Source organism: Corallococcus exercitus (assembly GCF_042231735.1).
Classification (GTDB): domain Bacteria; phylum Myxococcota; class Myxococcia; order Myxococcales; family Myxococcaceae; genus Corallococcus; species Corallococcus exercitus_B.
This window is the reverse complement of the sequence record NZ_CP102577.1, coordinates 9,551,563-9,574,748: the sequence shown is the minus strand read 5'-3', so window position 1 is coordinate 9,574,748 and position 23,186 is coordinate 9,551,563. Positions and strand designations below refer to the sequence as shown.

The 23,186-nt window shown below is 71.6% G+C and carries 16 protein-coding genes; 8 read left to right on the top strand and 8 right to left on the bottom strand.

All coding sequences use genetic code 11. The annotated features are described in order from the left end of the window. The first annotated feature begins 19 nt into the window (after window positions 1–19). Window positions 20–2,800 (top strand): Hsp70 family protein, encoded by a 2,781-nt coding sequence (locus NR792_RS38565; protein ID WP_375757679.1) that lies wholly within the window; start codon window positions 20–22, stop codon window positions 2,798–2,800. A gap of 102 nt (window positions 2,801–2,902) precedes the next feature. Here NR792_RS38565 and NR792_RS38560 read toward each other — a convergent pair whose 3' ends face one another. From NR792_RS38560 to NR792_RS38550, 3 genes are all read right to left on the bottom strand, one after another. Beyond that, window positions 2,903–3,334, bottom strand: a complete 432-nt coding sequence (locus NR792_RS38560; protein WP_375757678.1) for a hypothetical protein — start codon at window positions 3,332–3,334, stop codon at window positions 2,903–2,905. 233 nt (window positions 3,335–3,567) lie between these two features. Beyond that, window positions 3,568–5,352: a bifunctional metallophosphatase/5'-nucleotidase gene (locus NR792_RS38555; RefSeq protein ID WP_375757677.1), complete on the bottom strand. Its 1,785-nt coding sequence runs from the start codon at window positions 5,350–5,352 to the stop codon at window positions 3,568–3,570. A 56-nt stretch (window positions 5,353–5,408) separates the two neighbouring features. Further along, window positions 5,409–6,671, bottom strand: a complete 1,263-nt coding sequence (locus NR792_RS38550; protein ID WP_375757676.1) for a myxosortase-dependent phytase-like phosphatase — start codon at window positions 6,669–6,671, stop codon at window positions 5,409–5,411. A 139-nt stretch (window positions 6,672–6,810) separates the two neighbouring features. Between NR792_RS38550 and gmd the strand changes: the two genes are divergently transcribed. Next, entirely contained in the window at window positions 6,811–7,782 is a 972-nt protein-coding gene (gmd, locus tag NR792_RS38545) for a GDP-mannose 4,6-dehydratase (RefSeq protein WP_375757675.1), read from the top strand. Window position 7,783: 1 nt separating this feature from the next. Next, complete coding sequence (locus NR792_RS38540; RefSeq protein WP_375757674.1) at window positions 7,784–8,707, top strand: GDP-mannose 4,6-dehydratase; 924 nt, start codon at window positions 7,784–7,786, stop codon at window positions 8,705–8,707. A 25-nt stretch (window positions 8,708–8,732) separates the two neighbouring features. Here NR792_RS38540 and NR792_RS38535 read toward each other — a convergent pair whose 3' ends face one another. After that, complete coding sequence (locus NR792_RS38535; protein WP_375757673.1) at window positions 8,733–9,467, bottom strand: hypothetical protein; 735 nt, start codon at window positions 9,465–9,467, stop codon at window positions 8,733–8,735. 94 nt (window positions 9,468–9,561) lie between these two features. Between NR792_RS38535 and NR792_RS38530 the strand changes: the two genes are divergently transcribed. Continuing rightward, the gene (locus NR792_RS38530) at window positions 9,562–10,074 is read left to right on the top strand and encodes an NADAR family protein (RefSeq protein ID WP_375757672.1); all 513 of its coding nucleotides are present in this window, start codon (window positions 9,562–9,564) and stop codon (window positions 10,072–10,074) included. Here the strand turns inward: NR792_RS38530 and NR792_RS38525 are convergent. Both NR792_RS38525 and NR792_RS38520 read right to left on the bottom strand, forming a co-directional pair. Next, entirely contained in the window at window positions 10,064–10,621 is a 558-nt protein-coding gene (locus NR792_RS38525) for a NigD-like C-terminal domain-containing protein (protein ID WP_375757671.1), read from the bottom strand. The two genes, NR792_RS38530 and NR792_RS38525, sit on opposite strands and share 11 nt — an antisense overlap. Window positions 10,622–10,679: 58 nt before the next feature. Further along, window positions 10,680–11,789, bottom strand: a complete 1,110-nt coding sequence (locus NR792_RS38520; RefSeq protein ID WP_375757670.1) for a glycosyltransferase family 4 protein — start codon at window positions 11,787–11,789, stop codon at window positions 10,680–10,682. Between the two features lie 29 nt (window positions 11,790–11,818). Between NR792_RS38520 and NR792_RS38515 the strand changes: the two genes are divergently transcribed. The 3 genes from NR792_RS38515 to NR792_RS38505 all read left to right on the top strand — a co-directional run bounded on the left by NR792_RS38515 (window position 11,819) and on the right by NR792_RS38505 (window position 16,361). Further along, entirely contained in the window at window positions 11,819–14,056 is a 2,238-nt protein-coding gene (locus tag NR792_RS38515; RefSeq protein ID WP_375757669.1) for a glycosyltransferase family 4 protein, read from the top strand. After that, complete coding sequence (locus tag NR792_RS38510) at window positions 14,053–15,279, top strand: hypothetical protein (RefSeq protein ID WP_375757668.1); 1,227 nt, start codon at window positions 14,053–14,055, stop codon at window positions 15,277–15,279. The genes NR792_RS38515 and NR792_RS38510 overlap by 4 nt, the downstream gene beginning before the upstream one ends. 272 nt (window positions 15,280–15,551) lie before the next feature. Continuing rightward, a complete protein-coding gene (locus NR792_RS38505; protein ID WP_375757667.1) occupies window positions 15,552–16,361 on the top strand; it encodes a hypothetical protein in 810 nt (269 codons plus the stop codon). A 10-nt stretch (window positions 16,362–16,371) separates the two neighbouring features. Here the strand turns inward: NR792_RS38505 and NR792_RS38500 are convergent, their stop codons facing one another. Together NR792_RS38500 and NR792_RS38495 are read right to left on the bottom strand one after the other, a co-directional pair. Then, window positions 16,372–18,264: a hypothetical protein gene (locus tag NR792_RS38500; protein WP_375757666.1), complete on the bottom strand. Its 1,893-nt coding sequence runs from the start codon at window positions 18,262–18,264 to the stop codon at window positions 16,372–16,374. 17 nt (window positions 18,265–18,281) lie between these two features. Continuing rightward, a complete protein-coding gene (locus tag NR792_RS38495; RefSeq protein ID WP_375757665.1) occupies window positions 18,282–19,217 on the bottom strand; it encodes a class I SAM-dependent methyltransferase in 936 nt (311 codons plus the stop codon). Between the two features lie 188 nt (window positions 19,218–19,405). Between NR792_RS38495 and NR792_RS38490 the strand changes: the two genes are divergently transcribed. Continuing rightward, window positions 19,406–23,185 (top strand): FAD-dependent oxidoreductase, encoded by a 3,780-nt coding sequence (locus tag NR792_RS38490; protein WP_375757664.1) that lies wholly within the window; start codon window positions 19,406–19,408, stop codon window positions 23,183–23,185. Window position 23,186 lies beyond the last annotated feature (1 nt).

The following is a 23,186-nucleotide window of genomic DNA, read 5'->3' as shown; positions in this document are numbered from 1 at the left end:
CCCCGCACACCGGAGGCGTATGCGAATCGTCGGCATCGACCTGGGCACCACCCATTGCGCGGTGGCATCCGTGGCTCCAGGCAGGGGCGCGGGGGCGCCCGTCGAGGACTTCCCCCTGCCCCAGCTCGTCCGCCAGGGCGAGGTGGCCCCGCGCCCGCTCCTGCCATCCACCGTCTACGTCCCCGCCGGCCACGAGCTGGCCCCGGAGGTGCTGCGCCTGCCCTGGGGCGACGACGGCGGCCCGTACGTGGTGGGCGAGTTGGCCCGCTGGCAGGGCGCGCGCGTGCCCGGCCGGCTCGTGTCGTCCGCCAAGAGCTGGCTGTGCCACCCGGGCGTGGACCGCTCCGCGCCCATCCTCCCGTGGGGCGCGCCCGCGGACGTCCAGAAGCTGTCCCCGGTGGACGCGTCCGCGCTGCTGCTCACGCACATGGCCCGCGCGTGGGACTTCGCCCACCCGGACGAGCCCTTGTCGAAGCAGGAGGTGGTCATCACCGTCCCCGCCTCTTTCGACGAGGCGGCGCGCGCCCTCACGGTGAGCGCGGCGCGCAAGGCGGGGCTGGAGAAGTTCACGCTGCTGGAGGAGCCGCAGGCGGCCTTCTACGACTACACCGCGCGCCACCGCTCGGACCTGGAGCAGACGCTGTCCCAGGTGCGGCTGGTGCTGGTGGTGGACGTGGGCGGCGGCACCACGGACTTCACGCTGGTGCACGCGGGCGTGTCGCCGGAAGGGCCCATGCTGCGGCGCCTGGCGGTGGGTGACCACCTGATGCTGGGTGGCGACAACATGGACGCGGCGCTCGCGCGGCGCATGGAGGAGAAGCTCACCCAGAACGGCCGGCGCCTGTCCGCGACGCAGTGGACGCAGGCCATCCAGGCCGCGCGCACCGCGAAGGAGGAGCTGCTGGGGCACGCGCCGCCGGAGCGGTACGGCATGTCGCTCATCGGCGAGGGCAGCCGGCTGTTGGGCGGCACGCTGTCCACGGAGCTGGGCCGCGACGAGGCGCACGCGCTGGTGCTGGACGGCTTCTTCCCGCTGTCCCCTCCCGGGGACCGGCCCCGGCGCTCCGCGCGCATGGCGCTCCAGGAGCTGGGCCTGCCGTACGTGCAGGACCCCGCCGTCACCCGGCACCTGGCGGCCTTCCTCGCGCAGCACGCGGCGGCGGGCTTCGCGGCGCTGGGCGAGACGCCGTCGCACGAAGGCGCCCTGCCCCGCCCGGACGCCATCCTGCTCAACGGCGGCGTCTTCAACTCGCCTCAGATTTCGGCGCGGCTCATCGATGCGCTGTCCGCGTGGTGGCCGCAGGCGCCGCGCATCCCGCTGCTCAAGCACGAGTCGCTGGAGCTCGCGGTGGCCCGGGGCGCGGCGTACTACGGGCTGGTCCGGCGCGGGCATGGCCTGCGCATTGGCGGCGGCGCGGCGCGGGCGTACTACGTGGGCCTGCAGCGCGGCGCGGACAGCACGGAGCAGCCCACGCTGTGCCTGATTCCTCGCGGCTTCGAGGAGGGCCAGAAGGTGGACCTGGGCGAGCGCCCCTTCACGCTCACCCTGGGCCGGCCGGTGCAATTCACCCTCTTCTCCACGACGAGCGACCGCATCGACAAGCCGGGGGACCTGGTGCCGCTGGCGGAGGACCTCAAGCCGCTGCCGCCCATCCACACGCTGCTCAAGGGCGCGTCGGGCAAGGTCACGGAGGTGCCGGTGCACCTGCAGGCGGCGCTCACGGAGATTGGCACGCTGGAGCTGTACTGCGTGTCGGACGTCGCGGACGAGCGCTGGCGCCTGGAGTTCGAGCTGCGCGGCACCGGCGGCTCGCACGAGCTGACCGTCACGGAGTCCATGCCCGCGCGCTTCGCCGAGGCGAAGGACAACGTGGAGCGCGTCTACGGCAACAAGCCGCTGCCCCTGGGGCCCAAGGACGTGAAGCAGCTGTCGCGCACGCTGGAGAAGGTGCTGGGCTCGCGCGACACGTGGCGCGTGCCGGTGCTGCGCGAGCTGTGGAGCACGCTCTACGCGGGCGCGAGCAAGCGCCGCCGCTCCGACGACCACGAGCGCGTCTTCTACAGCCTCACCGGCTTCTGCCTGCGCCCCGGCTTCGGCTACCCGCTGGACGGCTGGCGCGCGGAGCAGACCTTCAGCCTCTTCGACGCGCTGGTGCAGCACCACCAGGACAAGGCCGTGTGGACGGAGTTCTGGGTGATGTGGCGCCGCATCGCGGGCGGCCTCACCGAAGCGCAGCAGCAGAAGCTGTACGGCTACCTCCAGCCGCACCTGTCCCGGCGCGTGCCCCCGGACGCCCCCACGCAGGGCGGCAAGCTCAAGGGCATCCAGCCGGAGGGGCTGGACGAGATGGTCCGCACCGTCGCCTCGCTGGAGCACCTGGCGCCCGGTGACAAGGCGGGGGTGGGCCGGTGGATCGCCGCGCGCCTGAAGGCCGAGTCCCGCTCCGGCGGCCCGTGGGCGTGGGCCCTGGGCCGGCTGGGCGCGCGCGTGCCGCTGTACGGCAGCAGCCACAAGGTCGTGGACGTGGAGACGGCGGAGGCGTGGCTGGAGCTGCTCTTGTCGCTGGACCTGCGCAAGGTGGACGGCGCGCCCTTCGCCGCCGCCCAGCTCGCGCGGCTCACCGGCGACCGCACGCGCGATCTGGATCCGGCGCTGCGCGAGCGCACGGCCCAGGCGCTGGTGGCCGCGAAGGCCGCCGACACCTGGGTGCGGATGGTGCGCGAGGTCGTGGCCCTGGAGGCGGCGGACGAAGCCCGGGCGCTCGGCGACACGCTGCCGGCGGGCCTGCGGCTGTCCTGAGCAGGAGGCGGGCCGCCTGGGATGCTCCGGGCGGATCCGTCACATCCAGGGCGCGCGCCGCATGCACGCGCCCCGGCGGGGCGGATCATCCCGGGCGGTGGATCAGACCTGGGCGGTGACCGTCACGTCGGCCGCGACCGCGACCGGGGCGTCGACGAGCGTCGGAGCCACGGGCGCGGCGTCGAGCGGCACGGCGGCGACGACCTGGAGCACCGGCTCCACGGCGGCGACGGCGGGCACCTCGACGGTGGCGGCCTGCGACTCGTCCTTCTTCGGCTTCTTCGTGCCCGCGCCCGAGCGGCAGCCCCGGCACCACGGCTGGTTGCGGATGGCGCCGTCCGCCATCTTCCGCAGCCCGAACTGCGCCAGGGGCTTGAGCGTCTTGCACTTCAGACACATCAGCGAGATGAGCACCTCGTGGCCGTCAGCGTCGTAGACGGAGGACTTGCGCCGCTTGCGCGGCTGGCCCGGCTCCCGCGCCTCTTTCTTCTCGGGCGCAACGGGGACCATCATCGGGGTCACTTTGTAGAGCATCTCTTCTGTCCCTCCCACGCACGGGCTCCAACTTGCTCGCGCTGGCTGGAGGGCCGCGCCTGCAAGGGATCTCGCGTGCCCTAGAGTAGGGAGGTTTCCCGCCGTTGGAAACTGATCCCAGGCCGAAAATTCGGCCCGGGCGCCTTTCGCTGATCTTTCGCTGGGTTGCGCTCCGATCCAGCCCCAGCGGATCAGCACGGAGAGAAAATTTCCAACGGCGGGCGCACCTTTTTTCAGGGCTTCGCGTCCGCGCAGGGCCCCGTGGCCTTCACCAGGTGCACGCGTCCCAGCGCCGGGGGCTTCAGCGTGTTGCCGCGGGCGCGGCCGTACACGGACAGCACCTCGCGCAGGTCCTGGCCCTGCAACAGGTTGATACGTTCCCGTGGCAGCGTGGACGTCACCGGCCCCACCCCATCACCGCCGCGCAGGAGGAAGTCCGGCACCGCGACCCGGTAGGTCCCCTTCGCCTTCAGCGGCTTGCCTCCCGGCAGCGTCACGCCCTGGAGGCGCTCCGGCCCGGGGCACTCGGCCAGCGTCACCTCCAGCCCGGACACCGCGAAGACGCCCTTGCGGCCGCCGTAGGCCAGCGACAGGAAGCGGCGCAGCTCATCCGCGCTCAGCTCCAGCACCGCGAGCGTGTTGTCGAAGGGGAGGATTTCATAGAGCTTCCCGAAGGTGAGCGGCCCCTGCGGCAGGTCCGCCCGGATGCCGCCCGCGTTCATCACCGCCGCGTCGGAGCGGGCCGTCTCCCGCATGGCGTCCGCGATGAGGTTGCCCAGCGCGCTCTCGCCCTCGTACACCTGGGGCATGCGGGCCTGGGCCTCCACGCCCACCGGGCGGCGCTGCTCCTCCTCCACGCGCGCCTCCGCGGGGGCCACCAGCGCCTGCACGCGGGCGTCCGGCGTCACCGGCTGGCCCAGGAACGTGGCGGGCACCAGCCGCACGTCCTTCGCGTCCTTGAGCTTCAGCGCGTCGCAGGTCTTCAGCGTGGCGTCCACGGCGCCGCACACCGGGATGGCGGCCTGGATGCGCGTGCGCTCGGGCAGCACGCGGCGGCTCACCGGATCCACGAAGAGGTCCACCACGCCGAACGAGCGCGCCAGGCCCGTCGTCTCGATGACCGGCACGTCGCCGAAGAAGTGCCCCATGGGCTGGTGCGTGTGGCCCGCCACCACCGCGTCCACCGCGCCCTTCGGCAGCGCTTCCACCACCGCGTAGATTTCGCCGTCGTCGCGCACGCACCCGGACGTGTCGCGCGGGTTCGCCAGGTCCGTGCACTTGCCGCCCGCGTGCGCGATGGCGACCACCACCTCCGCGCCCTGCTCGCGCAGCGACCTCGCGGCCTCCTTCGCGGCGTCGGCCAGGGACTCGAACTTCAGGCTGGCGATGTTCGCGGGGTTGGTCGTCTGCGGCGTCGACAGCGTGGACAGGCCCAGCAGGCCCACCTTCACGCCCTTCACCGTGACGACCGTGGTGCCGTCATTGCCCAGCCACGCCGGGTGGCGGCCGTCCTTCTCGCGCACGTTGGCGGACAGGAAGGGGAACTTCGCCTGCCCCACGCGGGCCTTGAGCGCGCCCAGCGGGTCCTCGTCCGGACGCCGCGCCACGGGCTCCGGGCCCACCGGCCCGTAGTCGAACTCGTGGTTGCCGATGGCGACCGCCGCGTAGCCCAGGTGGTTGTACACGTCGACGACGATGGCGCCCTCGACCAGGTTGGACGCCAGCGTCCCCTGGAACAGGTCGCCGCCGTCCACCAGCAGCACGCCGCCCGGGTTGTCCTCGCGCAGCCGCGCCACGTAGGACGCGAAGAGCGCCGCGCCGCCCTCCTCCACCTTCTGCCCGTCCGGCAGCGTGGCGCGGTGAGGCATCACCCAGCCGTGGAAGTCGTTGGTGCCCACCAGCGTGAGCCGCACGGGCTCGGCGGCGGGGGGCGTGGTGGCGGGAGCGGGCGTCGGGCCGCCCTTGCAGGCGGAGGCGAACACCGCGAGCGCCAGGGCGGTGGAGCGGAAGGAGCGCATGGGGCGCGCACTTCATCCCGCCCCCCTGTCGCTTTCAACCCGCTTCGCTCCCCGTCTCAGCCGCGACGACGGCGGCCCAGGAGCGCCATCGCCAGCAGGCCCAGCGTCGTCACGGCCGGCACCGACGCGCTGGTGCACCCGCAGCCGCTGTCGTCGTCGTCGCCGGGTCCGCCGCCGATGGGGTTCCCTCCCGGATCGATGATGACGCCGCCACCGCCGTCCTGGCCGGTGCCGCCGTCTCCCGTCCCGGCGTCCGCCTGCTGCTGCGCGATGGTGAGCGGCGGAGAGAACGCCCGGGCCACGTTGCCCCAGGAGGTGAGCTTCAGGTTGTCACCCAGCGTGCTGCTGCTCACGCCGTCGTGCGCGACGAAGAGCCCTTCCGGGAAGGCCGTGCCCAGCGCGCCGGAGAACGCCACCAGCCCGCGCGACTGCTCCACCGCGTCCGTGCCGCCGTCCTGGACCAGCTGGAACGACCCCACCCGGCCCAGCGTGCGCCGGTCGAAGACGACGAAGGTGTTCGCGTTCGGATCCGACGCGATGAGGTAGCCGTCCAGGCCGGAGACCTCGTACAGCGCGAGGCGCCCCACGGACGTCAGGCCGCCGTCGCCCAGCCCCACCACCTGCGTGCCCGTCGTCCCGGCGTCCGCGTCCGCGCCGTAGCGGTAGAGCCCCTGTCCCTGCTGCGCCACGTAGAGCGTGCGGTAGGCCGGGTCCACCACCAGCCCCAGCACCGCGCCGGCCGGGATGTCCCGCAGGGGGGTCGCCGTGACGCCACCGTCGGTGGGCGTCAGCGTGAACTGCCGCAGGCCGCCCGCCGACAGGGCACCAAAGGCCTGGAGGGAGCCGTCCAGCCCGCGGGCCATGCGCACCGTCCCGTAGCTCACCCCCGAGCCCAGCGGAGGCGCCGTGGGGGACAGGCGGGTGAGGCCGCCGCCGTCCGCGTTGGGATCCATCACGTAGGGCACGAGCCCCGTCAGGGTGGGGTTGGCGCTGAGCACCAGCGCCCCGGACGTCCCGCCCGCCAGGGGGAAGCCGCCCAGCACGTCCACGCTCGAGGACGTGCCCTCGGTGACGGCCTGCAGCTCCCCGCCGTCCAGGGCGTAGGTGAACAGGCCGTTGTTCTGGTCCGCCGTGATGAGCCGGCTGGCGGCCGGGTTGGCCGGGTTCACCCACAGGGCCACGTCGTTCACCGTGCCGCCCCCGGAGCGGGCCCCGGGCTGGGTCTGGACGGTGTAGGGCGCTTGCACGGGAGCCGTCTGAGCAACCGCTGCCGTGCTCACGAGCACGGCCGTCAACGCTGGGAGGGAGGGGTTGCGCATGGGCGGCTCCTGGGCAGGTCGCTCCCTACCTAGGCACAGGCCCGTCCCCGTTCAAGTTCCCTGAAACCCTGGGACTGTTGGCAGACGGCGAAAGCCTCGGGTACAACGACCAGCGTCTTCCAGCGAACAGACAAGGGCCATGGCCAAGCGCGCACTCATTACGGGCATCACGGGGCAGGACGGCAGCTATCTGGCGGAGCTGCTGCTCAAGAAGGGCTACGAGGTGCACGGCATGGTGCGCCGCTCCTCCGAGGAGAAGTTCGAGCGCATCGCTCACCTCCAGGGGAAGGTGCAGCTGCACCAGGGCGACCTGTTGGATCAGTTCTCGCTCGCGGCCCTGCTGAACCTCACCCAGCCGGACGAGGTCTACAACCTGGCGGCGCAGTCCTTCGTGCCCACCAGCTGGAACCAGCCGGTGCTCACCGGTGAGTTCACCGCGCTGGGCGTGACGAAGATGCTGGAGGCCATCCGCCACACCCGTCCGCAGGTGCGCTTCTACCAGGCGTCCTCCAGCGAGATGTTCGGCAAGGTGCTGGAGGTGCCGCAGACGGAGGACACGCCCTTCTACCCGCGCAGCCCGTACGGCGTGGCGAAGGCGTACGGCCACCACATCACCGTGAACTACCGCGAGTCCTTCAAGCTCTTCGCGGTGAGCGGCATCCTCTTCAACCACGAGTCGCCCCGCCGTGGCCTGGAGTTCGTCACGCGCAAGGTCACGTACAACGTGGCGCGCATCAAGATGGGCCTCCAGGACACGCTGCCCATGGGCAACCTGGACGCCAAGCGCGACTGGGGCTTCGCGGGCGACTACGTGGACGCCATGTGGCGCATGCTCCAGCAGGAGACGCCGGAGGACTTCGTCGTCGCCACCAACGAGACGCACACCGTGCGGGAGCTGGTGGAGATCGCCTTCGCGCGCGTGGGCCTGGACTGGCAGAAGCACGTGAAGATCGACCCCGCGTTCGTGCGCCCCGCGGAGGTGGACCTGCTCATCGGCAAGTACGACAAGGCCAAGGAGAAGCTCGGCTGGGAGCCCACGGTGCGCTTCAAGCAGCTCGTGGAGATGATGGTCGACGCCGACCTGGAGCGGGTCAAGGCAGGGCAGCGGTAAGATGCGCGTCCTCGTCACGGGAGCGGATGGATTCGTCGGCCGGCATGCCTGCGCAGCCCTTCGGGCGGCCGGCGACGAAGTGGTGGAGGTGCATGGGCCCCGCGGCGAGGGCATCAGCAGCACCGCCCTGCACTTCGACGTCGCCGACGAGGCGAAGGTCAAGGCGGCGGTCTCCGAGGTGAAGCCGGAGGCGGTGCTGCACCTGGCCGGCTTCAGCTCGGTGGCCAAGAGCCACCAGAACCCCGCGCGCGTCTTCGCGGTGAACACCATGGGCGTGGTGCACCTGCTCACCGCGCTGCGCGAGAGCGCCCCCAAGGCGCGCGTGCTGCTGGTGAGCTCCGGTGAGGTGTACGGCCCCGTCGCGGAAGGGACGCTCGCGAAGGAAGGCCACCCGCACGTGCCGCTCAGCCCCTACGCCGCGTCGAAGTCCGCGGGGGAGCTGGCCGGCGAGCAGTTCTTCCGCAGCTACGGCATGGAGGTCATCCTCGCCCGGCCCTTCAACCACCTGGGCGCGGGGCAGGACCCCACCTTCGTCGTGCCGTCGTTCGCGGCGCAGATCCGCGCCATCGCGCTGGGCACGGTGGACCCCGTCCTGCGCACGGGCAACCTGGACGCCATCCGGGACTTCTCCCACGTGAAGGACGTGGTGGACGCGTACCGGCTGCTGCTCCTCAAGGGCGAGGCGGGGCAGGCCTACAACGTGGGCAGCGGCGAGGGCCGCACCATCCGCGGCCTGCTGGAGGAGATGCTCCAGCTCTCCGGCGTGCAGGCGCGCATCGAGCTGGACCCCGCGCGGCTGCGCCCCTCGGACATCCCCAGCCTGGTGGCGGACACGGCCAAGCTGCGCGCGCTGGGCTGGGCCCCGAAGCTCACCGTCGCGGACGCGCTGCGCGACGTGCTGGGCCCCAGGGTCGGCGCGAACTGACGCACCGCTGGCCGCGCCTTGAGTCTCAAGCAGGGCGCGCCAGCGACTGCCACGCCTCCAGGCGCCGGTCCAACGCGGTGAGGGCCCACAGGTCCGCCGCGTTGCCCGGCTTCACGGCGGCCAGGTCCCGCTGAACGAACTCGCGGGCCTTCACCTCCCCCCACTCCGACAGGATGCGCAGGGCCATCAGCGACGGCTTGCGCGCGACCAGGCGCAGGAGCACGTCCTGCACGCGCGGGCTTCTTTCCGCGTCCGCCAGCCGCTGCACGGCCTCGTGACGGGCATCCGGCGTGGAGTCCTCCGACTCCAGCGGCGCGGCCAGCTCCGCGAAGCGCGCTTCGTCCAGCAGGGCCGCGGGACGGCGGCTCTCCCAGTGCTCCACCGTCACGGTGGTGCGCCCCCGGGCCACGCACTCGCGGCGGATGCCGTCGTTCTTGAGCACGGCCAGCACCCGCTCCGGCGCGGGCGTGCCGCCCTCCACCGTGCGCAGCGCGCGCTGGGACAGCATGGGGGACTGGCCCAGGAGGTGCGTGCGCAGCACCGTGGCCTCCACGGTCGTCTCACTGCCGGGCGGCACGCGGTCCCACTTGAGGAACACCTCCGCGATGCCGCGCTCGCGCACGTACCAGCGGTACTCCAGCCAGACCGCCCCACCCCGCTCCGCGAAGCGCGGGTCCGAGGGCTCGTGGAGGCGGGGCGCGCCCTCCCGCGTGCCGGAAAAGCAACGGTCCAACAGCTTCTGGGCGTCTTGAAGTCGCATGGGGAGCGGGCGGCCATTGTAGAGGCCTGCGTCAGGTTCCTCCATCGCCGCACGTTCGTGTCATGACTACACCAAGCTTCAAGGGAGGCCTGCGATGCCCACGTCGTCGACGCCGAGGTTCACGTTCTTCTGGAAGGAGGACTCCTTCTTCTCGCAGTGGCACCCCTCCGTGTTCGAGGTGGAGGGCGTGCGCTACACCTGCGCGGAGCAGTACATGATGGCGGGCAAGGCGCGCCTGTTCGGCGACACGCGCGTGCTGGATCAGGTGCTGCGCGCCGCCACGCCCAAGCAGCACAAGGCGCTGGGCCGCAAGGTGAGCCCGTTCGACGCGGCCCTCTGGGAGCGCGAGCGCGAGCGCATCGTCTACGAGGGAAACCACGCGAAGTTCACCCAGCACCGGCACCTGCTGGAGGCGCTGCTCGCCACCCGGGGCACCGTGCTGGTGGAGGCCAGCCCGCTGGACCGCATCTGGGGCGTGGGGCTGAACGCGGAGGACCCGCGCATCCAGGACCCGGCCACGTGGCGGGGGCTGAACCTGCTGGGCAAGGTGCTGACGCGCCTGCGCGAGGACCTCCTCGCGCAGGGGGCGGGCACGGTCAGAACTTGAAGCGGGCGGACTGCTCCGGCACGCCGTTGAAGTCCAGGTGGAGCGTGGCGTGGTCGCCGTGGCCCTTCTCGCTCCACGCCTGCTGCAGCGTGGACAAATCAAACGCCAGGTCCTTGTAGACCAGGGCCTTGCACCGGTCGTTGTTCGCGTCGTGCAGCAGCGTGAGCTCCGCGCGCGGCTCGCCCGCCGCCGTCTTCGTGAAGCGCCCGTCCCACGCCAGGCCGTAGCGGTGCTCCTTGCAGCCGCCGCCGTGGCGGACATGGAGCGTCAGCACGTTGCCCTTCACGCTCTGCGACTCGATGGCGAGCGGGTCGCGGGGCGCGGGCGTCTCCGTGACCTCCAGCGGCAGGACGACGGCCGGCTCCTGGGCCTCCGCCTCCGCCGCGGGCGACTCGGACTGCTGCGCCGGGGGCGTCACGGGGGTGGGCGGCGCCTCCTGCTGTGTCGTAGGGGCCGGCTCCTGGGCCTCGTCCTTGCGCGCCGCGTTCGACCCCGCGCACCCGAGCAGCATTCCGCAGACGATTCCACTCCACACGAGCAGTCGCATGTTCCTCCAGGGGGCCCTCGCGGGCCGGTTGGCGTGACGCCCCTTCCACCGCGAAAGCCTACCGGTGGCGCAGCGCCGCATCGTAAGCGGCCCGCGTCCCTTCCGCGGTGCGGGCCCAGGTGAACTTCGCGGCCTGACGCTGGCCCGCTTCCGACAGCGCGCGGCGCTCCTCCGGCGAGCGCAGGAGCCGGTCGATGACCGCCGCCAGCCCTTCCGCGTCATCCGGCTCCACCGCGGGCGCGGCGCTCCCGCACACCTCCGGCAGCGAGCCCGCCGTGGACACCACCGTGGGCGTGCCCAGGCGCATGGCCTCCAGCGGCGGCAGGCCGAAGCCCTCATAGCGCGAGGGGAAGACGAACAGCGCCGCGCGGCGCATCAGCGCGTAGAAGATGGCCGGGGTCTGGTAGCCCAGGGCCCGCACGTCCAGCCCTTCCGAGCGCAGCCGCGCGATGCGCGTCTCCACCGTGCCGGAGCCGAACCAGCGCTGCCCCGCGAGCACGAGCGTGAAGGGCCGGCCGCGCGCGTGCAGCCGCTCCTGCGCGTCCAGCACCAGGTCCACGTTCTTGCGCACGTCGAGCGAGCCCGCGTACAGCACGTAGTCCTTCGGCAGGTTCAGCGCGTGGAGGAACTCCTCGTCGGCCGCGTCCAGCGGGGTCGCGTTCACGTGGTCCACGCCGTTGGGCACCACCACGGTGCGCGGCTCCACCTGGGGGAAGCGGCGCACCAGGTCCTGGCGCGTGCACTCGCTGACGCACACCAGCCGGTCCGCCAGCATCAGGCTGCGCGCGAGCCAAAGCCGGAACTGCCACCGGAACGGCGTGGACACCGTGTGCGGCAGGTCCAGCGGCACCAGGTCGTGCACGGTGAGCACGTAGGCCGTGCCCGGCGTGCGGCGCAGGGGCAGGTTGAAGTTGCTGAGCGCGTGGTAGACGGGCGGCGGCGTGGCCTTGAGCAGCTTGGGCAGCGTGGCCAGCGTCCACGGCGTCCGCTTCTGGACGCCTCGCGGGTGCTCACCGGACCTGCTCGCGCCCATCCGGTCCAGGAGGACGCCCTGGGCCTCGAGCGCCTCGGCGAGGCAGCGGGTGTACAGGCCGATGCCGGTGGTGGGCTCGTCCCACAGGGTGGCGTCGAAGGCGATGGGTCCGGGGGTCGACACGGGCCGCCTCATACCATGCCGTGTGGTACATACGGCCCCCCATGGCGGTCCATCAGTTGATCCCGAGCTTCGGCCCCGGCGACGCCTCCGGTCAGGCCGCGCTGCACCTGCAACTCCTGCTGCGCCGCATGGGGCACGCGGGGGACATCTACGCGGAGGAGGTCGCCGGAGGGCTGCAAGGCCTGGCCCGGCACGTCTTCACGCTGAAGCCGAAGCCGGATGACCTGGTGCTGTACCACCACGGCATCGCGTCGCCGCTGAGCGGCCGGCTGATGCACCTGGACTGCAAGCGCGGCGTGGTGTTCCACAACATCAGCCCCGCGCGCTTCTACCGGGACACGCCGCTGGAGCACGCGCTGGTGGCGGGCCGGGCGCAAATCGCCGCGATGGCGCCGTTCCTGGACGTGTCCATCGGGGACTCGGACTTCAACGGCGCGGAGCTGCGGGTCGCGGGCCACCGCAACGTGCACACCGTGCAGCTCTTCATCGAGAAGGAGCGCTTCGCCGCGTCCGTGGCGGATGCGAACAAGCTCGCGGAGCTGTCCGGGCCCGGGCCCACCCTGGTGTCGGTGAGCCGGGTGATGCCGCACAAGCGCTTCGAGGACCTGCTCGCGCTGCACCGGGAGCTCTTGCGCATCCGGCCCCAGGCGCGCCTGCTGATTGTCGGCGGCTATGAGCCGGGCAGCCGCTACTTCAAGCTGCTCCAGCGCGAGATGAAGGACCTGCGCGGGGTGCACTTCCTGGGGCGCCTGTCGCATCCGGAGCTGGTGGCCGTGTACCGCTCCGCGTCCGTGTTCGTCTCCATGAGCGAGCACGAGGGCTTCAGCGTGCCCATCATCGAGGCCATGGCCTCCGAGGTCCCGGTGCTCGCGTACGCCGCGGCGGCGGTGCCGGAGACGCTGGGCGGCGCGGGCATCGCGTTCGACCAGAAGCGCTATGCGTTCCTCGCGGAGCTGGCGGTGGACCTGAGCGAGGACCGCGACCTGCGCAAGGCAGTGCTCGAAGGCCAGGCGCGAAGGCTCCAGCACTTCTCCCCCGCCGCCGCGCAGGTGTCGCTGACGCGTGCATTGGAGGGCGTGGTGGCGCCGCCGCCCCGTCCGCGCAAGGCCCCGGCGAAGCGGCCGCGCGTGGCGCTGGTGGTGCAGCGCTACGGCGAGGTGACGGGCGGCGCGGAGAGCCACGCGGCGCAGGTGGCCGAGCAGCTGGCGCCGCACTGGGACGTCACGGTGGTGACGACCTGCGCGAAGAACCACCTGACGTGGGAGAACGCCTTCCCTCCCGGCGAGGACCGGGTGGGCCGCACGAAGGTGCTGCGCTTCCCGGTGACGCGCACGCGCAACATCCACGCGTTCAACGGCCTGTCGCGGCAGGTGTTCGGCCACGGCAACGAGCGGCTGCGCGAGGAGCAGTGGGTGGCCGAGCAGGGCCCGCTGAGCCCCGGGCTGCTGGAGCACCTGGCCACCACGCAGGACGCGTACGACGGCTACCTGTTCTTCACGTACCTCTACGCGCCCACGGCGTGGGGCCTGCCGCTGGTGGCGGACCGCGCGATGCTGGTGCCCACCGCGCACGACGAGCCGCCCATCCGCTTCGGCGTCTACGGGGACGTGTTCAACCGGCCCCGGGTGTTGATGTGCAACACGCCGGAGGAGATCGACATGCTCGGGCGCTTCCACCCGGACCATGCGCGGGCACGCGTGGTGGGCGTGGGCGTGGACGCGCTGCCGGCGGTGCCCGAGCGCTTCCGGGCGAAGTACGGCGTGCACGGCCGCTACCTGCTCTACGTGGGCCGGCTGGAGCCGGGCAAGGGCGTGCCGGACCTGCTGACGTTCCACCGGAAGCTGCGGGCGCAGTATCAGGACGCGCCGGAGCTGGTGCTCGCGGGCGAGGCGCACATGGACGTGAGCGGCGAGGGCGTGCGGCACGTGGGGCGCATCCCTGAACAGGACAAGCACGACGCGCTGGCGGGAGCGCTGGCGGTGGTGGTGCCCTCGAAGTTCGAGAGCCTGTCGCTCTTGACGCTGGAGGCGTTCGCGCAGGGGACGCCGGTGCTGGTGAACGGGCACTCGGACGTGCTGGTGGGACAGGTGGAGCGCAGTGGCGCGGGCCGGGTGTACCGGGGGCTGGCGTCGTTCATCGAAGGGCTGCGCGAGGTGGGTGAGGCCCGGGACGTGATGGGCCAGCGGGCCCGCATCTACGCGCAGCGGCACACGTGGCCCCAGGTGGTCGCGGCGTACCGGGAAGAGATGGCGCGCATCGTGGAGGAGACACACCGATGAAGCTGCTCGGACGGGACATTCCCACGGGGGCCCTGGTGGCCCGCATCGAGGAGCGGCTGCGCGTGCGCGGGCTGCCCACGTCGGAGCCGGCGGAGGTGCCGGAGGACGGCGTGGAGCCGCGCGTGGATCCGCTGACGTTCAACATGCACGCGCTGGAGGAGAACGCGGACACCACGCGGGCCCTGCCGCTGCACACGCACCGCGCCGGCATGGGGCAGGCGGTGCTGGTGGCCAAGTGGGCCTTCCGCAAGACGTGCCAGGTGTTGATCAACGAGACCCTGGGCCGCCAGCGCGTGTTCAACGGGCTGGTGCGAGACTCCTACGCCCAGCTCTCCGCGGAGGTCCTCCGGCTGCGCCGCGAAGTGGACACGCTGAGGGCCCAGGCCGCGAAGGCCCAGCAGCCGTCGGAAGCCCCCAGGCCGCCGAAGCCGCCCCCGTCCGCCGGACACGGCCGGCCCGCGCCCCGTCCGCCATCCGCCGAGGAAGGCGAAGGCGCCCCTCCCAGGCAGAAGCCCCTGCCGGCCATCGAGTACGGCCGCCCGCCGAAGCCGCCGCATGGCGAGCAGAGCCGCCCCTCGAAGCCGCCGCATGGCGAGCAGGGCCGTCCGCCGAAGCCGCCTACTGGCGAGCAGGGCCGTCCGCCGAAGCCGCCTACTGGCGAGCAGGGCCGTCCCTCGAAGCCGCCGCATGGCGAGCAGGGCCGTCCACCGAAGCCGCCTCGTGAGGAACAGGACCACCAGCCCAGGCCTTCACACCACGAGCACGGCCGTCCGCCGAAGCCCCCGCCGGATATCGACTACGGCCGTCCGCCGAAGCCGGCGCCGGCCATCGACGCCGGTCGTCCGCCGAAGCCGCCGACAGCCTCCGGGAAGCAGCAGCGTGGGGAGCAGAATCGTCCGCCGAAGCCGTCGGCAGCCTCCGGGAAGCAGCAGCGTGGGGGGCAGAATCGTCCGCCGAAGCCGTCGGCAGCCTCCGAGCCCCCACGCCCCACGGAGCCTGTGCTCGCGGCGCAGGGCCGTCCGCCGAGGCCGCCGCACATCGACCTCAGCGGGTCCTCGCATCCGGTGACGACCGACGAACGCCGTCGTCCGGCGAAGCCCTCCCGCGCCAAGACGGCCAGGCCGCCGAAGTCTCCCCGTCAGCAGACGCCCCGGCCGGAAGGCGCGTCCAACCCTGCCCCACGCGGCTCCCGCCCGAAGCGCGGCGGACCGAAGAAGCGCTAGGCCTTCGGGCATGACGCCCCCCGTCAGCGCCGCACCGCATGAACCTGTCCGACTGTCGGACAGGTTTGGACAACCGCTGGCCCCCGCGCTGACGGAAGCCCGCTGACACCGGCTTCGCCCCCCACCGTGGCTGGGGCCTCCATGGCCTCCGGACCGCGGAAACCTGTCCGACAGTCGGACAGGTCGGGCCGCGTCGGGTGGGGGTACAGCCTGGATGCCCGGGGGCGTAGCATCGCGGCCGGTGCGGTCATGCACCACAAGGGGGAACCGCCATGCGTCCGTGCATCTTCGTCCTGGTCCTGCTGGCCCTCACCGCGCCCTTCCGGGCCGAAGCCGAGGGCAAGCCCGCAGCACTCATCTGGAAGGGCTCCAAGGACAAGGCCGAAGCTGAAGCGCAGGAGGCCGCCTGGCCCGAGCTCGCGAAGCTGCTCGAGAAGACCGGCCTCACCCTTCCCGAAGGCCATCCCAGGCTCGTCGAGAGCAAGACCGTGCCCGGCCTCAAGCCCGGCTTCTGGGTCTGGCTCCTGGGCACCTGCGCGGGCGACGAAGGGGGCCCCATCCTCGAACACCTCAAGCTGCTCGCACCGGGGACCTACTCCCGCGAGGTGAAGCTCTCCTCGGACAAGCTCGCCTGTCCCGAGGGGCCGGAGGCTCCGCTGCGGGCCCGGGACGAAGTCCTCAAGGTTTCCGCCGGCGCGACCCTGCGCGTGTTCACCCAGGAGGAGACGGAGTCCCCCGACGAAGAGGGACGCGGCAACACCGTCTCCCGGACCCGGTTCCACTTCGTCCTCTTCGGCAAGGGCGGCGAGGTCCTCGACATGGCGGACACCGAGGGCGACGAGGACGTCAGCGGAAACGACCCGGGCACCGGCCCCACCGCCTACCGCTGCACGAACACGCAAATCGAAACGTCGAAGAAGAAAGGCCGGCTGGTCCTCACCCGCCACTGCGGCGCCAGCGCCTTCGCCGAGTGTGGCTCCATGCGGTCCGCGGACGAGAGCGTCACCGTGACCGTGGACAACGGCGTCGTGTCCGCGAGCGCCGAGGAGCGCAAGAACGTCGAATACGCCGAATGCGACTGACCGCTCCCACTCAGGGGAAGCGGTACACGGTGACGTAGCCGTCCTGGTGCACCACCTCGCCCCCCAGCTCGTCCGTGATGAACTGGTGGCGGATGGGGTGGAAGAAGTGCGTCACGTACCACTTGTAGTGGTGCTCCTTCAGGAAGCGCCGCATCTCCTCGCGCTCCTCCGGTGTGACGGTGCCGAACGCGCTGCGCATTCCTTCCGCCGCGCGGATCAACCGCGAGTCCACCAGCGCCGACTCCCGCACCGGCAACCGCGACAGCCGGGCGTAGGACACCGGCTTGCCGTGGAACATCTGCTCCCACTGCCCCTGCACGTTGTCCGTCAGCACCGCCGCGGGCATGGGCGCGTCGCGGATCTCATTGAACACCGGAGGAAGCCGGGGCACCTGGGGCACCAGCATCTGGAGGCCCCGGTACTCCACGTTCGGCACCAGCGCCACCGCGAGCGCCACCGCCACGCCCAGCCGCGCATCCCGCCGGGACGCCCACGTCCCCGCATGCGCCGCCGCGAACGCCACCAGCACCGACAGCGACAGGAACGTGAGCAGCACGAAGCGTATCGGCATGCCGCCGCGCGAGAACAGCGGCACCACGTGCTTGAACACCACGTAGGGCATCGGAATCTGGACCTTGAGCGGCGCGCCGAACGACGTCAGCGGCTCCGACAGCGCCAGCCACACCGATAGCGCCAGCAGCAGCAGCACGTCCCGCCGCCACACCCGCTCCCGCCACGCGGGCACCAGCGCCACCGCGAGCGCGAGGACGATGAGCAGCACCACAGGCGACACCCGATCCTCCAGGCCGATGTTGAGCACCGTGCCCATGGACAGCACCGCGAAGCCCAGGCCCAACCCTGCCCACCGGCGCCCCTCCGGCACGCCCCGCCACAGCGCGAAGACGGCCAACAGCGGCGTCACCCAGCCCAGGAAGTTGCCGGTCTCCTCCGCGTTGGTGGCCATCTTCCCGCGCATGATCTCCGTGGAGAACTCCCGCGCCTTCGCGGGCAGCTCCGTGATCCACGCCGAGCGCGTGTCCGGGATGAAGAACGAATACAGGTCCGAGAAGTAGTCCGAGTCGCCGTGGTGGATCTGCAGCGGCGCGGGGAACGCATGCAGCAGCAGCGGCACGATGGGCGGCACGCACGCGAGCCCCGCGGCCACCCCCGCCACCGCCGCGCGGCGCATGAGCGGGTCCTTCAACGTCTCGACGGAGAGCAGCGGCCCCCGCTTCCACCGCTCCGCCACGACCCACAGCAGCGAGAAGAGCGCGATGTAGACGAGGTAGTAGTAGTCACACAGCAACACGTACAACGCGCACAGCGCCAGGCCCACCAGCCACTTGCGCTTGCCCTCGTCCAGCCAGCGGAAGAAGCACAGCAGGTAGAGCGGCAGCCCCTCCAGCGCGCTCAAGTTCAGGTGCGCCGTCGAGTGGGCCAAGTGGTAGCGCGAGAAGTTGAACACGCACGCACCGGCCAGCGCCGCCGCCGCGGCAATCCAGGGCCCGTGGCCCGCGCGCTCCAGCAGGTAGCGCAACAGCAGCCACGACGTGTAGCCCGTCAACACGAACGAGCCGAGCAGCACGACGTTGTACGCCGTCTCCACCGGCATGAACGGCAGCAGCACCACGCCCCACAGCGTCTTCGCGGGCGCCAGCGTGTGCCAGTACAGCTCCGCCCCCAGGGGCCAGTGCAGCAACGGCGCGAAGAAGGGGTTCTGCGGCTGCACCCAGAAGGCCTGCCGCATCCACCACAGGTGCCACATGTTCATGTAGACGTCCTCGCGGCCGCCCATCACGTGCCCCTTCATCTGGGACGCCAGGGGCCAGGTGTGGAACACCGACAGCGCGAAGACCGTGAGCAGCACCAGCGGGTGCAGCACCCGCCGCATCAAGGGGGACATAGGCGCGGGGGACAACGTCAGCGGGGCCGCTCGGCGGCCATCAACATGTTGTCGCCCAGGTTGAACGGGATGGACCAGCTGGACGGCACACCGCGCCGCGCCAGCTCCAGCACCGGCGCCGCGGGCGTGAAGCTCGCGCCCACCTTCCGCAGCAGGTAGTCCGCGGAGATGATGTGCGTGTACGTCCGGACGTCCGTGACGTGGAAGCCCACCTCCTCCAGCAGCATCGCCAGGGTGCGGCGGCCGAAATAGAACAGGTGCATGTCCATCAGCCACGGCCACTGGCCGCCCATCAGCCGCGCCAGCAGGCTGCCCGCGTCAATGGTGGACAGGTAGATGCGGCCACCGGGGCGCACCAGCTTGAGCGCGGCCTTCAGCTCCTCGCGCGGATCCGCGAAGTGCTCCACCACGTCCCACAGCGTCACCACGTCGTACTGGAGCCCCTTCGCCGCCAGCTCCCGCAGGGGAATGCCGTGCACGGTGAAGCCCAGGCTCCGCGCGTTGCCGGCCGCCCAGCGCGACAGCTCCAGCCCCTCCGGGCGGAAGCCCGCCTCGCGCGCCACGTCCAGGAAGTAGCCGCAGTAGGCGCCCACATCCAGCAGCGTGCGGCCCTGGGCCGGGCCCAGCTCGCGCAGCACGCGGCGGAAGGTGTGGTAGCGGTTGTCCTTCTCCGCGACATAGAGCGGATCCTCCACGTCCTGGTACGCCTGCAGCAGCGCGTCCGGGGACTGCAGGGGCCACTGGAACATCATCCCGCAGTCCTCGCAGCCCCAGATGGGCGGGTGGCTGCGGTGGCCGAAGGACGTGCAGTTGTAGGCCGCCGCCCCCTGGGATTGGGTTCCGCCGCGCGCCCGGTGACGCAGCCGCAGACGCCCTCCCTTGCACAGGTAGCAGGCATCCGGCACGGGGGCCAGATGCGGTTCGGAGGCGCGACGGGCGGCGTTGTCCATCATGGCGGCGCACCGTAGCCGCTGGGGCCCACCGCCTCAACACGTCGGATGGGACGGGCCCGGCCAATGACTTCCATCGTGCCAGGGCGCCTCCAGGCCCCAAGCCCCTTGCTTTCCGGGCGACACGCCGCGAAATAGGCCCCCGTCTGGAAGCGTTTTTCCAGGTTCACCTCCCCCTGAAGTCCCGTGACATGCGCGCCTTGAACGACCCCGCTTCCGCCCCTGCCCCCACGCTCCAGCTGGGCCTGCCGGGGTTCTCCTTCGAAGACCTGTACCGCCCCAGCGGCCTGCGCCGGCTGGCGGAGCGCTTCGACGCGCAGCTCCAGGGCGACGCACCCGACCTGTTCCAGGCCTTCGACGCCTACCGCAAGTCCGGCGGCACCACCCCTTCCGGCCCGGCCGAGTCCGACCTGCTCATCCAGGTGGCCCGTCACGTCTCGCGCTTCGTCGCCACGCTGTTCGGCATCACGCCGGAGGCCGAGCGCCTGGCCCGCCACCTGCGCGGCGAGCTGCCCCTCTTCGACTTCAAGCGCGAGTTCATCACGCGCCGCGTCTTCAAGAAGGGCGCGCAGGACCGCCCGACGCTCGCGGAGTTCCCGTCGCTGGACGGCCGCATGCGCCTGCTCATGCAGCTGGGCTTCCCGGACGCGCTCGCGCACGGCGACCTGGAGCGCGGCCTCGCGGAGTCCATCCTCACGCTGCTGGACCTCGAGCGGCTCTACTCCGGCAACCTGCCCCCCGCGCACCAGGAGCGCGCCCCTGCCTTGCGCGAGCGCTGGACCGTCCTGCGCGCGGCGCTCACCGCCACGCCCGAGGGCGCGGACGCGTTCGGCTCCAGCCTGGTGGCGAAGGGCGACGACGCCGCGGAGCTCCAGTCCGTGCGCGCGCTGCTGTCGCTGGCGGACCGCTGGACGTACGCCCGCGCGCTGCACCCGGAGACCAAGGCCCTCTTCCACACCTGGCCCACGCTGCGGCTGCCCAAGCCGCTGGTGTTCGACCAGCTGGTGCAGCTGCAGCGCCCGGACGCGCAGCTGGAGGAGAAGACGGAAGGGCTGGAGCACCACCTGCGCCACCGCGACGGCTTCAAGCTCACCGACCGCCGGGGCACCCCGCGCGACGTGATGAACGAGGTGGACTACTGCGTCATCTGCCACGAGCGGCAGAAGGACTCGTGCAGCAAGGGCTTCCCCGCGAAGGACCCGGTGGCGGAGGGGCACTCGTTCAAGAAGAACCCCCTGGGCATCCCGCTCACCGGCTGCCCGCTGGACGAGCGCATCTCCGAGGCGCACGCGCTCAAGCGCGAGGGTGACTCCGTGGCCGCGCTGGCCATGGTGACGCTGGACAACCCCATGTGCCCGGGCACCGGCCACCGCATCTGCAACGACTGCATGAAGGCCTGCATCTTCCAGAAGCAGGAGCCGGTGAACATCCCGCTCGCGGAGACGGCCACGCTCACCGACGTGCTGGACCTGCCGTGGGGCTTTGAAATCTACGGCTTCCTCACGCGCTGGAACCCGCTCAACATCCGCCGCCCGTACGCCCTGCCCTACGTGGGCCGCAACGTGATGGTGGTGGGCCTGGGCCCCGCCGGCTACACGCTGTCGCACTACCTGCTCAACGAGGGCTTCGCCGTCACCGGCGTGGACGGCCTCAAGATCGAGCCGTTCCCGGACGAGCTGGTGGGCCGCAACGGCCACAAGCTTGCGCCCATCCGCGACTGGCGCGAGCTCACGCGCGAGCTGGACGAGCGCGTGCTGGAGGGCTTCGGCGGCGTGTCCGAGTACGGAATCACCGTGCGCTGGGACAAGAACTTCCTCACGCTCATCCACCTGACGCTCGCGCGCCGGGAAGGCCTGCGCATCTACGGCGGCATCCGCTTCGGCGGCACGCTGACGGTGGAGGACGCGTGGGCGCTGGGCTTCGACCACGTGGCCATCGCCGCGGGCGCGGGCCGCCCCACCATCATCGGGATGAAGAACAACCTCATCCGGGGCATCCGCAAGGCGTCCGACTTCCTGATGGCGCTGCAGCTCACGGGCGCCTTCAAGCGCGACTCGCTGGCGAACCTCCAGGTGCAGCTGCCCGCCATCGTCATCGGCGGCGGCCTCACCGGCATCGACACCGCCACGGAGCTGATGGCGTACTACCCGGTGCAGGTGGAGAAGACGCTGGAGCGCCACGAGAAGCTGGTGGCGGACCTGGGCGAGGCGGCCGTCCTCGCGCGCCTGGACGCCGAGGAGCGCGCCACCTACCAGACCTTCCTGGAGCACGGCAGCGCCGTGCGAGCGGAGCGCCAGAAGGCCCAGGCGGAAGGCCGCTCGCCGGACTTCATCCACCTGGTGCGTTCATGGGGCGGCGTGAGCCTGGTGTACCGCCGGAGCCTCACGGAGTCCCCCGCCTACCGCCTCAACCACGAGGAGGTCTCCAAGGCGCTGGAGGAGGGCATCCGCTTCATCGAGCGGATGAGCCCCACGGAGGCGCTGCAGGACGACACCGGCGCGGTGCGCGCCATCCGCTTCGAGCGCATGGTGACGGTGGACGGCAAGCTCAAGGGCAGCGGCCAGTTCTTCGAGCTGCCGGCGAAGACGGTGTGCGTGGCCGCGGGCACGTCCCCCAACGTCACCTACGAGAAGGAGTACCCGGGCACCTTCCAGCTGGACGACGCCAGGGAGTACTTCCAGGGCCACGAACTGGTGGAGGACGGCGGCGCGTTCAAGCTCCAGCCGGTGGAGGCCGCCGAGGACCCCGAGGCGAAGGTGGGCTTCTTCACGTCCTACCAGCAGGACGGCCGCTTCGTGTCCTTCTACGGCGACAACCACCCGACCTACGCGGGCAACGTGGTGAAGGCCATGGCCAGCGCGAAGGACGGCCACCCGCAGGTGGCGCGCCTGTTCGCGAAGGAGGTCACCGCCATGGACTTCAGCGACACGGCCGCGCAGGAGGCGCGCGAGTCGAAGCGCGCCGCCCACTTCGCGAAGCTGGACGAGGCGTTCCTCGCCACCGTCGTCGCGGTGAACCGGCTCACGCCGACCATCGTGGAGGTGGTGGTGCGCGCGCCCTTCGCCGCGAGCCACTTCTCCCCCGGCCAGTTCTACCGGCTCCAGAACTTCGAGCGGAACGCGCCGCTCGTGGACGGCGTGCGCCTCACCATGGAGGGCCTGGCCCTCACGGGCGCGTGGGTGGACAAGGAGAAGGGCCTGATGGGCACCATCGTGCTGGAGATGGGCTCCTCCTCCCGCCTGTGCGCGGCGCTCAAGCCCGGCGAGCCCATCGTGCTGATGGGCCCCACGGGCGCGCCCACCGAGATTGGCCACAACGAGACGGTGGTGCTGGTGGGCGGCGGCCTGGGCAACGCGGTGCTCTTCTCCATCGCGCGCTCGCTCAAGGCCGCGGGCTGCCGCGTGGTGTACTTCGCGGGCTACCGCCTGAAGTCGGACTCGTTCAAGCAGGACGAGATTGAAGCCGGCACCGACCAGGTCATCTGGTCCGTGGACTCCGGGGAGACGCTGGACGTGCGCCGTCCGCAGGACGCGGCCTTCCGGGGCAACGTGGTGCAGGCCATGGTGGCGTACGCGGAGGGCAGGCTGGGCGTGAAGCCCGTCGTCTCGCTGAGCGAGGTGGACCGCATCATCGCCATCGGCTCGGACCGGATGATGCGCGCGGTGGCGGAGGCCCGGCACGGCGTGCTCCAGCCGTTCCTCAAGCCGGGCCACGAGGCCATCGGGTCCATCAACTCCCCCATGCAGTGCATGATGAAGGAGATCTGCGCCCAGTGCCTCCAGCGGCACGTGGACCCGCTCACCGGCAAGGAGACGTGGGTCTTCTCCTGCTACAACCAGGACCAGCGGCTGGACCACGTGGACTTCGTCAACCTGAACCAGCGCCTGCGCGGCAACACGGTGCTGGAGAAGATGGGCGACACCTTCCTCGCGCAGCTGCTGAAGAAGGCGCCGCAGCTCAAGCGCGTCTAGC

Coding starts and splice junctions, on each gene's coding strand:
- NR792_RS38565 (WP_375757679.1), top strand. CDS start 20: ATGCGAATCGTCGGCATCGACCTGGGCACCACCCATTGCGCGGTGGCA.
- NR792_RS38560 (WP_375757678.1), bottom strand. CDS start 3,334: ATGCTCTACAAAGTGACCCCGATGATGGTCCCCGTTGCGCCCGAGAAG.
- NR792_RS38555 (WP_375757677.1), bottom strand. CDS start 5,352: ATGCGCTCCTTCCGCTCCACCGCCCTGGCGCTCGCGGTGTTCGCCTCC.
- NR792_RS38550 (WP_375757676.1), bottom strand. CDS start 6,671: ATGCGCAACCCCTCCCTCCCAGCGTTGACGGCCGTGCTCGTGAGCACG.
- gmd (WP_375757675.1), top strand. CDS start 6,811: ATGGCCAAGCGCGCACTCATTACGGGCATCACGGGGCAGGACGGCAGC.
- NR792_RS38540 (WP_375757674.1), top strand. CDS start 7,784: ATGCGCGTCCTCGTCACGGGAGCGGATGGATTCGTCGGCCGGCATGCC.
- NR792_RS38535 (WP_375757673.1), bottom strand. CDS start 9,467: ATGCGACTTCAAGACGCCCAGAAGCTGTTGGACCGTTGCTTTTCCGGC.
- NR792_RS38530 (WP_375757672.1), top strand. CDS start 9,562: ATGCCCACGTCGTCGACGCCGAGGTTCACGTTCTTCTGGAAGGAGGAC.
- NR792_RS38525 (WP_375757671.1), bottom strand. CDS start 10,621: ATGCGACTGCTCGTGTGGAGTGGAATCGTCTGCGGAATGCTGCTCGGG.
- NR792_RS38520 (WP_375757670.1), bottom strand. CDS start 11,789: ATGAGGCGGCCCGTGTCGACCCCCGGACCCATCGCCTTCGACGCCACC.
- NR792_RS38515 (WP_375757669.1), top strand. CDS start 11,819: ATGGCGGTCCATCAGTTGATCCCGAGCTTCGGCCCCGGCGACGCCTCC.
- NR792_RS38510 (WP_375757668.1), top strand. CDS start 14,053: ATGAAGCTGCTCGGACGGGACATTCCCACGGGGGCCCTGGTGGCCCGC.
- NR792_RS38505 (WP_375757667.1), top strand. CDS start 15,552: ATGCGTCCGTGCATCTTCGTCCTGGTCCTGCTGGCCCTCACCGCGCCC.
- NR792_RS38500 (WP_375757666.1), bottom strand. CDS start 18,264: ATGTCCCCCTTGATGCGGCGGGTGCTGCACCCGCTGGTGCTGCTCACG.
- NR792_RS38495 (WP_375757665.1), bottom strand. CDS start 19,217: ATGATGGACAACGCCGCCCGTCGCGCCTCCGAACCGCATCTGGCCCCC.
- NR792_RS38490 (WP_375757664.1), top strand. CDS start 19,406: ATGCGCGCCTTGAACGACCCCGCTTCCGCCCCTGCCCCCACGCTCCAG.